General features: G+C 70.9%; 15 protein-coding genes. 6 read left to right on the forward strand and 9 right to left on the reverse strand.

The genetic code is table 11. The annotated features are described in order from the left end of the window. A partial coding sequence (locus VFM98_RS24970; protein ID WP_325112590.1) for a sigma 54-interacting transcriptional regulator occupies positions 1-927 on the forward strand: 927 nt, incomplete at its 5' end. 9 nt (positions 928-936) lie between these two features. On the opposite strand, the gene galE is transcribed toward VFM98_RS24970, so the two are convergent. Both galE and xth read right to left on the reverse strand, forming a co-directional pair. Then, positions 937-1,980, reverse strand: coding sequence for a UDP-glucose 4-epimerase GalE (gene galE, locus VFM98_RS24975; RefSeq protein ID WP_325112591.1), 1,044 nt, complete (start codon positions 1,978-1,980; stop codon positions 937-939). Between the two features lie 4 nt (positions 1,981-1,984). Next, positions 1,985-2,764 carry an exodeoxyribonuclease III gene (xth, locus tag VFM98_RS24980; protein WP_325112592.1) on the reverse strand — a complete coding sequence of 260 codons (780 nt, stop codon included), beginning with the start codon at positions 2,762-2,764 and terminating at the stop codon, positions 1,985-1,987. 139 nt (positions 2,765-2,903) lie between these two features. Here xth and VFM98_RS24985 point away from each other — a divergent pair, with 139 nt between their 5' ends. From VFM98_RS24985 to VFM98_RS25005, 5 genes are read left to right on the forward strand one after another with little or no spacing between them, the layout of a single operon-like run. Next, the gene (locus tag VFM98_RS24985) at positions 2,904-3,572 is read left to right on the forward strand and encodes a thermostable hemolysin (RefSeq protein WP_325112593.1); all 669 of its coding nucleotides are present in this window, start codon (positions 2,904-2,906) and stop codon (positions 3,570-3,572) included. After that, a complete protein-coding gene (locus VFM98_RS24990) occupies positions 3,569-5,038 on the forward strand; it encodes an AMP-binding protein (protein WP_325112594.1) in 1,470 nt (489 codons plus the stop codon). Before VFM98_RS24985 ends, VFM98_RS24990 begins: the two co-directional genes overlap by 4 nt. Next, positions 5,022-5,705, forward strand: a complete 684-nt coding sequence (locus VFM98_RS24995; protein WP_325112595.1) for an iron-containing redox enzyme family protein — start codon at positions 5,022-5,024, stop codon at positions 5,703-5,705. Before VFM98_RS24990 ends, VFM98_RS24995 begins: the two co-directional genes overlap by 17 nt. Continuing rightward, positions 5,702-6,523 (forward strand): SDR family oxidoreductase, encoded by an 822-nt coding sequence (locus tag VFM98_RS25000; RefSeq protein WP_325112596.1) that lies wholly within the window; start codon positions 5,702-5,704, stop codon positions 6,521-6,523. The genes VFM98_RS24995 and VFM98_RS25000 overlap by 4 nt, the downstream gene beginning before the upstream one ends. Then, entirely contained in the window at positions 6,520-7,179 is a 660-nt protein-coding gene (locus VFM98_RS25005; protein WP_325112597.1) for a TRAP transporter TatT component family protein, read from the forward strand. The genes VFM98_RS25000 and VFM98_RS25005 overlap by 4 nt, the downstream gene beginning before the upstream one ends. A 114-nt stretch (positions 7,180-7,293) precedes the next feature. On the opposite strand, the gene VFM98_RS25010 is transcribed toward VFM98_RS25005, so the two are convergent. The 7 genes from VFM98_RS25010 to VFM98_RS25040 all read right to left on the reverse strand — a co-directional run. Then, positions 7,294-7,782 (reverse strand): dihydrofolate reductase, encoded by a 489-nt coding sequence (locus tag VFM98_RS25010; RefSeq protein WP_325112598.1) that lies wholly within the window; start codon positions 7,780-7,782, stop codon positions 7,294-7,296. Then, entirely contained in the window at positions 7,779-8,927 is a 1,149-nt protein-coding gene (locus VFM98_RS25015; RefSeq protein ID WP_325112599.1) for a glycosyltransferase family 61 protein, read from the reverse strand. The genes VFM98_RS25010 and VFM98_RS25015 overlap by 4 nt, the downstream gene beginning before the upstream one ends. Then, positions 8,924-9,592, reverse strand: a complete 669-nt coding sequence (locus VFM98_RS25020; RefSeq protein WP_325112600.1) for a hypothetical protein — start codon at positions 9,590-9,592, stop codon at positions 8,924-8,926. The genes VFM98_RS25015 and VFM98_RS25020 overlap by 4 nt, the downstream gene beginning before the upstream one ends. Continuing rightward, positions 9,589-10,404, reverse strand: coding sequence for a thymidylate synthase (locus tag VFM98_RS25025; RefSeq protein WP_325112601.1), 816 nt, complete (start codon positions 10,402-10,404; stop codon positions 9,589-9,591). Before VFM98_RS25025 ends, VFM98_RS25020 begins: the two co-directional genes overlap by 4 nt. Position 10,405: 1 nt before the next feature. Then, positions 10,406-10,720, reverse strand: a complete 315-nt coding sequence (locus VFM98_RS25030) for a CcdB family protein (RefSeq protein ID WP_325112602.1) — start codon at positions 10,718-10,720, stop codon at positions 10,406-10,408. Position 10,721: 1 nt separating this feature from the next. Next, positions 10,722-10,994, reverse strand: a complete 273-nt coding sequence (locus VFM98_RS25035; protein ID WP_325112603.1) for a type II toxin-antitoxin system CcdA family antitoxin — start codon at positions 10,992-10,994, stop codon at positions 10,722-10,724. Between the two features lie 27 nt (positions 10,995-11,021). Continuing rightward, positions 11,022-11,363 (reverse strand): FAD-binding oxidoreductase (locus tag VFM98_RS25040; protein WP_325112604.1); only part of this gene is annotated, 342 nt, incomplete at its 5' end.

An 11,363-nucleotide genomic window follows, 5' to 3' on the forward strand; every position in this document is an offset into this window, starting at 1 on the left:
CGGCGAAAGGGACCCTTCGTCGCCGTCAACATGGCCGCCATACCGCGCGATCTCATCGAGTCGGAGCTGTTCGGACACGAGCGCGGCGCCTTCACCGGCGCGCAGGCGCTGCGGCGCGGGCGCTTCGAGCAGGCCGAGGGCGGCACGCTGTTCCTGGACGAGATCGGCGACATGCCGTTCGACCTGCAGACGCGGCTGCTGCGCGTGCTGTCGGACGGCCACTTCTACCGCGTGGGCGGGCACAACGCGGTCAAGGCCAACGTGCGCGTGATCGCGGCCACCCACCAGGACCTGGAGCAGCGCGTGAAGGAGGGCGTGTTCCGCGAGGACCTGTTCCACCGCCTGAACGTGATCCGCCTGCGGCTGCCGGCCCTGCGCGAGCGGCGCGAGGACATCCCGATGCTGGCGCGCCATTTCCTGCAGCGCAGCGCGCAGCAGCTGGGCGTGGAGCCCAAGCGCATTTCCGATGCGGCGCTGGCGCGGCTCACGGCTTTCGATTTCCCCGGCAATGTGCGGCAGCTGGAGAACATCTGCCACTGGCTCACGGTGATGGCGCCGGCGCAGCTGATCGAGCCGAAGGACCTGCCGCCGGAAGTGGGCGAAGGTTCAACGGATGTCCCGGTCGTCGTCCCCGCGCAGGCGGGGACCCAGTCTGCGCCGCCCGCGGAGTCCGCGGCTTTCGATCCGCCGCCCAGCGTGGCGCCGGTCGCCGCGGCCGGTTGGGAATCCGCGCTCGAAGCCGAGGCGATGCAACTGCTCGCCAGCGGCCATCACGACGTCTGGGAGCAGCTCACCCGCCGCTTCGAATCGCGCCTGATCCTCACGGCCTTGCAGAACACGCGCGGCCGTCGCATCGAGGCCGCGCACAAGCTGGGCATCGGCCGCAACACCATCACCCGCAAGATCCAGGAGCTGGGGCTGGAGTAGCCCACGGAGCTAGGACCCGACGTACCCCTTCGGGTTCATGCTCTGCCAACGCCACGCATCGACGCACATCTCCTCGATGCCCTTGCGCGCCTCCCAGCCCAGGAGCTGGCGCGCCAGCGACGGATCCGCATAGCACTGCGCCACGTCGCCCGGCCGGCGCGCGACGATCTGGTAGGGGATGCGCCGGCCGCTGGCGCGCTCGAAGGCCTGCACGACCTGCAGCACGCTGTAGCCGTTGCCGGTGCCGAGGTTCACGGTGAGGCTGTTGCCGGAGGAGAGCGCCCGCAGCGCGGCGACGTGGCCGGCGGCCAGGTCGTCCACGTGGATGTAGTCGCGCACGCCGGTGCCGTCGGGCGTCGGGTAGTCGCCGCCGAACACACTGAGCTGCGGCCGCTGCCCCACCGCGACCTGGGTTACGAAGGGCATGAGGTTGTTCGGGATCCCGGCCGGGTCTTCGCCGATCAGGCCGCTCGGATGCGCGCCCACCGGATTGAAGTAGCGCAGCGTCGCGATCCGCCAGGCCGGCTGCGAGCGCCGCACGGCTTCCAGCATGTCCTCGATCACCAGCTTGGTGTGGCCATACGGGTTGGTGTGGCTGCGCGGGAAGTCCTCCGTGATCGGCACGCGCGCCGGGTCGCCGTACACCGTGGCGCTGCTGGAGAACACCAACGTCGGCGGTGCCCAGCTCTCCGGCGCCAGGTAGACGGCTTCCATCGCGCGCAGCAGGCTGATGGCGCCGCCGATGTTGTTGTCGAAGTACTTCAGCGGCTGCGCCACGCTCTCGCCGACGGCCTTCGAGCCGGCGAAGTGCACCACGCCGGCGATGCGGTGCCGGCGCAGCACGGATTCCACGAAGGGCGTGTCGCGCACGTCGCCGCGCTCCACCACCGGCGCGCGCCCCGTGATGCGTTCCAGCCGCTGCAGCACCGCCGGGTGGCTGTTGGAGAAATCGTCCAGGATCACCGGCGCGAAGCCGGCCTCGTGCAGCGCCACGAAGGTGTGGCTGCCGATGTAGCCGGCGCCGCCGGTGAGGAGGATGGTCGTTGGCGTCATGTTCTCAGAGGATCTCCACCGTCACCGGCGCGTGGTCGCTCGGCTGCTTCCACTTGCGCGGCGCGCGGTCGATGCTGCAGCCGGCCACGCGCGGCTTGAGCGGCTCGCTCACCAGGATGTGGTCGATGCGCAGGCCGCGGTTCTTCTGGTAGCCCAGCATGCGGTAGTCCCACCAGCTGAAGCTCTTCTCCGGCTGCTCGAAGAGGCGGAAGCTGTCCACCAGGCCCAGCTCCAGCAGCTTGCGGAAGTGCTCGCGCTCCTCGGTGGTGTGGTGGATGGTTTCGCGCAGGCCCTCGGGATCGAACGAATCGCGGTCTTCCGGCGCGATGTTGAAGTCGCCCACCAGTACGAGCTCGGGATGGTGCGCGATCTCCTCGCGCAGGTAGTCGCGCAGGCCGCGCAGCCACGACATCTTGTAGTCGAACTTTTCCGTCCCCGGCGCCTGGCCGTTGACGAAGTAGCCGTTGACGAGGCGCAGCGCGCCCGACGGCGTCTCCACCGTCACGGAGAGCAGGCGCGAGTTCTCGTCCTCGAAGCCGGCGATGTTCTTCACGATGTCGCGCACCGGGAAGCGGCTCATCACGGCGACGCCGTTGTACGTCTTCTGCCCGAACACGGCGCAGTGCTCGTAGCCGATGCCGCGCAGCACGTCGAGGGGGAACTTGTCGTCCGTGAGCTTCAGTTCCTGGATGCACAGGACGTCCACGGGATTGGCCGCCGTCCAGTCCAGGACGTGCTGCAGGCGGGCGGTGAGGGAGTTGACGTTCCAGGTGGTGATCTTCAAGCGGCGGATCCGGTACGGCGGTTTGTGCTGCGCGATTCTAGTAGTGACGCCCGAGGCCCTTTTCGTTAATCCGCCGTTAATCTGGCAAGGCCACGATTCCGCCCGACGCGTCCGTGCAACGCGTGCCGGAGGAATTGGGATGAGCCTGCTGTCCGCCCTGTGCCGCAGGGCGCCGACCGAGCCCGCGGAGGCGGCCGCGGCCCTGCGCCTGCACCTGCCCGGTGACCCGCGGCGCGCCGACGTGGAGCGTTTCATCCACGCCGTCTATCGCCGGCGCTACGGCGCCACCGTCCGCGCCTTCGCGCCCGCGCTCGTGAGCCTGGCCGATCCCGACGGAGCGATCGTCGCGGCGGCGGGCTACCGCAGCGCGGCCGCCGGCCCGCTGTACCTCGAGCGCTATCTCGGCGAGCCGGTGGAGGAAGCGCTCGCGCCCCATGCGGGCCGGCCGCTCTCGCGCCGCGAGGTGGTGGAGATCGGCCACCTCGCGGCGGGGCGCGCCGGCGCCGGCCGGCGCCTCATGGTCCTGCTGGGTCCGCACCTGGCGCAGGCCCGCTTCCGCTGGGGCGTGGCCACGCTCACGCTGGAACTGCGGCAACTCCTGGCCCGCATGGGCATCGCGCCGCTCGTGCTGGCGCCCGCGGATCCCGACCTGCTGGCGGAGGAGGCGAGGCAATGGGGCAGCTACTACGAGCACCAGCCCGTCGTGCTCGCCGCCGAGATCGCTCCGGTCCTGCGGCGACTCGCGGCCGGCGCGGTGCAAGCGGCGAGCGCGGCGGAAGCGACAGCGGCGCAGGAGCGCGGGGCATGAGGCCGCTCGCGCTGCCGGCGCTCGAAGGGCCCGGCCTGATCTGGAGCCGGTTCGAACTGGACGCGGCCGTGTCCGACCTGGCCGCGACGCTGATCACCCGCGGCACCCGGGTGCTCGCCACGTGGATGGACAATGGGCCCGCGTGGGTGGTGGCGGACCTGGCCGCGCACGCGGCCGGCATCGTGCACGTGCCGCTGCCGGTCTTCTTCACGCCGCAGCAGGTTGCGCACGTGCTGCAGGCGGCCGGCGTCGACACGCTCCTGGCCGATCCGGCCGGCACGGCCGTCCTGCCCCAGGTGCCGCAGCAGGCGTGCCGCGTGGCGGGCCGGCCGCTCGCGCTGGTGGGCCTGGCGGGCCGCCCGGTGCCCATGCCACCTTCCACGTCGAAGATCACGTTCACCTCCGGCACGACCGGCGCGCCCAAGGGCGTGTGCCTCGACGACAGGGCCATGCAGGCGGCGGCGGCCGGCCTGGTCGCCGCGCTCGAGCCGCTGGCCATCCGCAGCCACCTGTGCGTGCTGCCGCTGGCCGTGCTGCTGGAGAACCTGGCCGGCGTGCTCGCGCCGCTGGCGCACGGCGCGACGGTGGTGGTGCCGCCGCTGGCGGAGGTGGGGCTCACCGGCTCGTCGGCCTTCGAGGCGGCGCAATTCCACCACGCGCTCCTGCGCTATCGCCCCAACAGCGTGATCCTGCTGCCGCAGATGCTGCGCGCCTGGACGGGGTGGCTGCGCCACCACGGCATGAGCGCGCCCGGCTGCCTGAAGATCGTGGCCGTGGGCGGGGCGGCCGTCGGCGCGCCGCTGGTCCAGGCGGCGCGCGAGCGCGGCATCCCGGCCTTCGAAGGCTATGGGCTGTCGGAAGGTGCCTCCGTGCAGACGCTCAACCTGCCGGGCGCGGACCGAGCCGGCAGCGTCGGCCGGCCGCTGCCGCACGCGCGGCTGCGCGTCGCCCCCGACGGCGAAATCGAGGTGACAGGGACCCTCATGGCGGGCTACCTGGGCGACGGCGCCGCGCCGCCGGCCTGGTGGTCCACGGGCGACCTGGGGCGCATCGATGCGGACGGCTTCGTCTACGTCGAGGGCCGCAAGCGCAACGTGCTGATCACTGGCTTCGGCCGCAACGTGTCGCCGGAGTGGGTGGAGACGGCGCTGCGCAGCCAGGAGGTGCTGCTGCAGGCGGTGGTGTTCGGCGACGGCCAGCCGGCGCTCAGTGCCGTGGTGTGGCCGCTGTCGGCGACGCTGCCCGACGCGGAGATCGACGCGGCGGTGCAGGCGGCCAACGCGGGCCTGCCCGATTACGCGCGCGTGGGCCGCTGGGTGCGGGCCCGCGCCGCCTTCGATGCCCGCAGCGGCCTCGCCACCGCCAACGGCCGGCCGCAGCGCGCCGCCATCCTCTCGCTGCATGCCGACGCGCTCGGCATCGCTCCCGCGGCCCCGCAGAAAGGAAACCATGCCCTTCTTCCGTGAACTGCTGCAGCAGACCGAGGCCGCCCGGCTCGGCCTGCTTTCCGCGCCCATCATCCAGGGCTGCCTGCGCGGGGAGGTCTCCGTCCCGAGCTACGTGGCCTTCCTCACGCAGGCTTACCACCACGTGCGGCACACCGTGCCGCTGCTGCGGGCCTGCCGCGCCGCGCTGCCGCAGCGGCACCGTTGGCTGCAGCCGCACCTGGACGAATACATCGAGGAGGAAACCGGCCACGACGAGTGGATCCTGGACGACCTGCGGGCCTGCGGCGCCGATGCGGAGGCTGTGCGCGAGGGCCAGCCCGGCCACGCGACCGAGGTGATGGTGGCCTATGCCTACGACACCATCGCGCGCCGCAATCCGCTCGGCTTCCTCGGCATGGTGCACGTGCTGGAGGGCACCAGCGTCAGCCTGGCGCTGCTGGCCGCCGACAGCATCCAGCGCGGCCTGGGCCTGCCCGCGTCGGCATTCGGCTACCTGCGCTCGCACGGCACGCTCGATCGCGAGCACACGGCCCACTTCGAAGTGCTGATGGACCGGATCGTGGACCTGCGCGACCAGGCCGACATCGTCCATGCCGCGCGCGCCTTCTACCGCCTCTATGGCGACGTGTTCCGCGCGCTGCCGCTGCCGCAGGCCCAGCGCGTCGGTGCGGCGGAGGCGGCATGAAGGCGGCGCAGGCGCGCATCCTCCTCACCGGCGCCACCGGCGGCATCGGGCGCGAAGCGGCGGCGGCCTTCCTGGCCGCCGGCGCGCGCGTGCTGCTGTCCGGGCGCTCGCCGCAAGCCCTGGCCGCGCTGCGGGTGCGGCTGGCGCGGCGCCACGCGCTGGGAGAGGACGACCTGTCCTGGGCGGCTGCCGACCTGCGCATGCCGCAGGAGGTCGAAGCACTCGCCGAACATGCGGCCGGCTGGCGCTGCAACGTGCTGGTGCATGCCGCCGGGGCTCCTGCCTTCGGTGCCCTCGACGCGCTCGATGCCGTCACGCTGGCCGACGTGCTGAACACCAACCTGCTGGCGCCGATGCTGCTGACGCGCGCGCTGCTGCCGCACCTGCGCCGCCAGCGGCGCGCGCAGGTGCTGTGCGTCGGCTCGGTGCTGGGCGCGATCGGCCTGCCGGGCTACAGCGTCTATGGCGCCAGCAAGTCCGGGCTGCGCGGCTTCGCGGAGGCGCTGCGACGCGAGCTCGCGGGCAGCGCCGTGCGGGTGCAGTACCTCGGGCCGCGCAGCACGCGCACCTCCTTCAACACCGCGCAGGCGCAGGCCTATGCGAAGGAGACCGGCTCCGCCAGCGACAGCGCGGCCAGCGTCGCCGCCGCGCTGGTGCAGATGCTCGCCTCGGAGGCGCCAGAGCGCTTCCTCGGCTTCCCCGAGAAACTGGCCGTGCGCCTCAACGGGCTGGTGCCGACCGCCCTGGACGGCGGCTTCCGCGGCCATGGCCGCACGCTCGCCACGCTCGCCTCCCTGCAGGAAAGGACCGGACCATGAACAACCCGCAGGCACGCAGCTGGACGCGCCGCATCGTGCTGCTGGCGGCCCTCGCCGGCGCCTGCCTCGGCGTCGCCGCCGCCCCGGTGGACGAGGCGGTGACGGAGTTGCAGCACGAGTGGGAGGTGATCCGCTACCAGGCTCCCGCCGCGGAGCGGCAGAAGCGCTTCGAGGCGCTGGCCGCGCGCGCCCGCCAGGTGAGCGAATCGCTGCCCGGCCGCGCCGAGCCGCTGGTGTGGGAGGGCATCATCGTGAGCTCGCTGGCCGGCGAGAAAGGCGGGCTGGGCGCGTTGTCGCTCGTGAAGCAGGCCAAGGCGCTGTACGAGCAGGCGATCCGCATCGACGGCAGGGTCCTCGACGGCTCCGCGTACAACAGCCTCGGCGTCCTGTACTACAAGGTGCCGGGCTGGCCGGTGGGCTTCGGCGACAAGGCCAAGGCGGGCGAGCTGCTGCAGAAGGCGCTGGAGATCCAGCCGCAAGGCATCGACGCGAACTTCTTCTACGCCGAGTACCTGGTGGAGGCGAAACGGGCCGGGGAAGCGGTGCCGTACCTGGAGCGCGCCCTGCAGGCCCCGCCGCGCCCGGGCCGCCAGCTGGCCGACCAGGGCCGGCGCGAGGAGGCGCGCGCGTTGCTGGCGAAGGTGAGGGGTTCCTGAGCGGCGCGGCTGTTGCTCCCTCTCCCTCTGGGAGAGGGCAGGGGTGAGGGCACGCCGGGGCGCATTTGCCGCACAGCGCCCCCACCCCAACCCTCCCCCAGAGGGGGAGGGAGTCTAGGCGGTGCGCTCGTAGGTCACGAAGCTGAAGGGCAGCCCGTTCGCCGAGACGTGCCGTTCGCGCGCCGTCTCGCGCCAGCCGGCGCCGAGTTCGGGCGCGTGGGTGTCTCCTTCGAAATCGGCGTCGATCTCCGTCACCACGGCGAGGTCCGCGCGCGGCAGCGCCAGGCGGAAGACTTCCGCGCCACCCGTGACCCACACGGTCTCTGCGTCGGCACCGAGCGCCAGCGCCTCATCGAGCGAGCCGGCCCGCTCGGCGCCTGCGGCCTGCCAGTGCGGATCGCGCGTGATCACGATGTTGCGCCGCCCCGGCAGCGGCCGGAAGCGCGGCGGCAGCGAATCCCAGGTCTTGCGGCCCATGAGCACCGGCGCGCCCATCGTGGTGCGCTTGAAATGCGCCAGGTCCTCCGGCAGGTGCCAGGGCAGGGTGCCGCCCTGGCCGATCACGCCGTTGCGGGATTGGGCGTAGATGAGGCCGAGCTTCATTGGATCATCTGTTGCAGGGTGTCGGTGGGCACGGTGTAGTCGTCGTGGGCCTCGAAGAAGCCCTGCACATTGTGCGCGCGCGGACCCGAGAGGTAGCTGACGGCGACGCCCGCCGCCCGCGCCAGGGCGTCCCAGTACGGGTACTTCTTGAACGGATGGTCCGAATGCAGCACGACGATGCGCGTGCCTGGCCGGCACCAGAGCATGTTCGTCATCGCCGCCCCGGAAGGGCCCACGATCAGCTCCGCCTCCGCGAACAGCCGCACCTGTTCGCGCACGGGCAGCTCGCCGGGGTCAATCGCGGCGAAGCCCCTCGCGGCCAGGAACTGTTCGAGTTCCGGCTCGTTCAGCAGGCGCCGGTAGTTGGAGCCGCGCCGCAGGAACAGCCGGCGGCGCGCGCCCGCGCAGGGCGGCGGGAACGCGCGCCTGATGCGGCCCGCCAGGTCGCGCAGCAGGCCCACGTGCAGGAAGGTGGTGTCCAGCCCCGGCGCGCGGTCGTAGACGTCCAGGATCCTGCCCACGTCCGAGGGGTACACCAGGCGCGACACCGGATGGGCCTGCTCGCACGCGAGAAGGTGGATGGGACGTCCGGGCGTGCAGACCAGGCGCAGCAGTTCGTACAGGTTGCGGTGCAGCCCGGAGGAGACGAGCACGGGCGTCTCGGTCTCGCCTGGCAGCATCCGCTGGTACAGGTGCAGGCGCGGCAGTACCTCGCAGACCCAGTGGAAGTAGTTCGTCTCGTGTTCGCCCGTGAGGTGAATCCCGGCCGGCCACGTGGTCCCGGAACGCGGCACTGGCGGGAAGCGAAGCACCGGGCCCTGGGCCAGTTCCATGTCCCAGCGCTTGGGCCGCAGCGACAAATGGCGGAACGCGAATTCGAGTTCGTCGCTGCGTGCGTGACCCTGGCGGTCCAGCAGGATGCGCGAGCCTGGCAGGACCAGAACGTCGTGCAGTTCGCCGATGTACGCCTGCGGGTTGCAGGGCGAGGCGGCCCATGCGCGGTCGGCCGCCGACGGCTCGTCCAGGGTTGACAGGAAGTCCTCGACTTCCGCGCTGGTCCGCACGAAGCTCGCCGCGCCCGAGCGCACGTCGCGCAGCGGCCGTTCCTCGCGGGGCGCTTCGGCAGCCGGCGCGGCTTCGCTCACACGCCGACCTCGTTGTAGCCGGCGATGCCGCGCTTCCTCTCCACGGCCGGATTGCCGGCCACCAGGGTGTGGTCCGCCACGTCCGCGATCACCACGGCGCCGGCCGCGACCACGGCGTTGGCGCCCACACGCACTTGCGGCAGAACGACGGCGCCCGCGCCGATGTATCCGCCCCGACCCACCTGTGCGTAGCCCCCCAGCACCGCCGACGGACCGACCGATGCGAACTCCTCCAAGCGTGCGTGGTGTCCCAGCGAGGCCCCGCGGTTGACGAAGGAAAACGGTCCGAGGGACACCATGCCGCCGAGGATCGCGCCACAGTTGACGAACACGCCCTCGGCCAGGGTGAGGCTGGACGGCGTCACCGCAGTGGGGTCGACCAGGCTGGCGAAGCGGTCGACGCCGAGCGCGCGTGCCTCCTCCAGCGCCTGCTTGCGGTGTCCCGGCGTGAACATGGGAAACAGCACGGGATACGCCAGGCAGCGCTCCACGAATTCACGCCGCGTCACGACCTTGTCCCCGCGCAATGCGAACGAGGGGCCGCCCTGGTTGTTGACGATGGCGACGACCTCGACGCCGAGCCGCCGGCAGGTCTCCTCGAAGTCGACCAGGATCGACGAGCCGGCCCCGTAGAGGACGATGCCGCCTTCGGGGCCGTTGTTCATACCGCCACGGGCGCCTTGATCGGGCCGTGGCACTGGTAGTCCAGCACCTCGAAGTCCTCGTACGCGTAGTCGAAGATCGACGGCGGGCGGCGCTTGATGTTCAGCGTGGGGTAGGGATAGGGCTGGCGGCCCAATTGCAGCTCCACCTGCTCGTGGTGGTTGCTGTAGATGTGGCAGTCGCCGCCGGTCCAGATGAAGTCGCCCACGCCGAGGTCGCACTGCTGCGCGATCATGTGCGTGAGCAGGGCGTAGCTGGCAATGTTGAAGGGCACGCCGAGGAAGATGTCGGCACTGCGCTGATAGAGCTGGCAGGAGAGCCTGCCCTCGGCCACGTAGAACTGGAAGAAGGCGTGGCAGGGCATCAGCGCCATCTTGGGCAGGTCCGCCACGTTCCAGGCGCTCACGATGATGCGGCGCGAATCCGGATGGGTCCGGATCGTCTTGACCGCTTCGGCGATCTGGTCGATGTGGCCGCCGTCGGGCGTGGGCCAGCTGCGCCACTGCACGCCGTACACGGGGCCGAGGTCGCCGTCCTCGCGCGCCCATTCGTCCCAGATCGTGACGCCGCGTTCCTTCAGCCAGTTGTTGTTGCTCGACCCCTGCAGGAACCAGAGCAGCTCGTGGATGATGGATTTCAGGTGGACCTTCTTGGTCGTCACCAGCGGGAAGCCTTCGTTCAGGTCGAAGCGCATCTGGTAGCCGAACACGCTGCGCGTGCCGGTCCCGGTGCGGTCGGTCTTGGGCGTGCCATGGGTGTAGACATGGCGCATGAAGTCCTCGTACTGCGAGCGGACGGGGCGGGGGGAGGTCATTTCAATACGAGCCGAAGAGGGTGTCGAGGGCGTTCTGGATCGCGAGCCGCTGGTCCGCCAGGTTGGCGACGGGGCGGCGCAACTCACCCGTGGGGATGGCCGCGATGGCGGCCGTGTCCATGACCACGGGATTTCCTTCCACCTTGAGTTCGGGGTTGAGATTGCGAACGCGGCCCCTGAACGCCTGTGGCGTCCACAAGGGGACGGCCGCGCGAGTCTGCAAGCCCTCGAGAAACTGGTTCTGCAGGTCGAGGAAGTAAGGAATGGTCTTCCGTTCGGCGGGGTCCGGGTTGCCGTAGACGTCGAATCTGGCCACCTCAGTCCTTCTTGCGGCCGTCGCCGAGGCTGCGCCCAAAGCTGCGATACCGGGCCAGGGGCAAGCCCTCCCTCGCGATGCGGGCGTTGTATTCCTCGATGGCTTCCTTGTTCTCCTCCTGCCACTTCTCCCAGTAGCGTCGCCGCACCTCCTCCGCCAGAAGAGCGTCCACCGTCTGCGAGATGTTCATGCCCAGTTCCCTGGCCATTTCCAGCACCTTGCTGTTCAGCGAGAGGTTGGTGGGCTTCTTGGGTGCGTCATCGAACTTCAGCATCGAACATCCTCATCCGGTATGCGCATATTATATGTTGTGCACCACCCGCCCCGGGTTCAGGATCCCCTTCGGATCCAGCGCGCCCTTCAGAGCCCGCATCAGCCCCAGCGCCACCGGCGACTTGTAGTGCGGCAGCTTCTCGGCCTTCAGCATCCCGATGCCGTGCTCGGCCGAGATCGAGCCGTCGAAGCGCTTCACCTGGTCGTAGACCAGGGTGTTCACGCGCTGCTCGTTGGCGGCGAGGAAGGCCTTCATGTCGCCGCCCTCGGGCGCCTGCACGTTGTAGTGCAGGTTGCCGTCGCCGAGGTGGCCGAAATTGACCAGCCGCACGCCGGCGATCTCCCGCTGCAGCAGGGCATCGGTTTCGGC

This window comes from Ramlibacter sp., assembly GCF_035706265.1.
GTDB lineage: Bacteria > Pseudomonadota > Gammaproteobacteria > Burkholderiales > Burkholderiaceae_C > Ramlibacter.

Excerpts from the sequence above, each read along its gene's own strand:
- galE (WP_325112591.1), bottom strand. The coding sequence starts at position 1,980 with ATGACGCCAACGACCATCCTCCTCACCGGCGGCGCCGGCTACATCGGC.
- VFM98_RS24985 (WP_325112593.1), top strand. The coding sequence starts at position 2,904 with ATGAGCCTGCTGTCCGCCCTGTGCCGCAGGGCGCCGACCGAGCCCGCG.
- VFM98_RS24990 (WP_325112594.1), top strand. The coding sequence starts at position 3,569 with ATGAGGCCGCTCGCGCTGCCGGCGCTCGAAGGGCCCGGCCTGATCTGG.
- VFM98_RS24995 (WP_325112595.1), top strand. The coding sequence starts at position 5,022 with ATGCCCTTCTTCCGTGAACTGCTGCAGCAGACCGAGGCCGCCCGGCTC.
- VFM98_RS25000 (WP_325112596.1), top strand. The coding sequence starts at position 5,702 with ATGAAGGCGGCGCAGGCGCGCATCCTCCTCACCGGCGCCACCGGCGGC.
- VFM98_RS25005 (WP_325112597.1), top strand. The coding sequence starts at position 6,520 with ATGAACAACCCGCAGGCACGCAGCTGGACGCGCCGCATCGTGCTGCTG.
- VFM98_RS25010 (WP_325112598.1), bottom strand. The coding sequence starts at position 7,782 with ATGAAGCTCGGCCTCATCTACGCCCAATCCCGCAACGGCGTGATCGGC.
- VFM98_RS25020 (WP_325112600.1), bottom strand. The coding sequence starts at position 9,592 with ATGAACAACGGCCCCGAAGGCGGCATCGTCCTCTACGGGGCCGGCTCG.
- VFM98_RS25025 (WP_325112601.1), bottom strand. The coding sequence starts at position 10,404 with ATGACCTCCCCCCGCCCCGTCCGCTCGCAGTACGAGGACTTCATGCGC.
- VFM98_RS25035 (WP_325112603.1), bottom strand. The coding sequence starts at position 10,994 with ATGCTGAAGTTCGATGACGCACCCAAGAAGCCCACCAACCTCTCGCTG.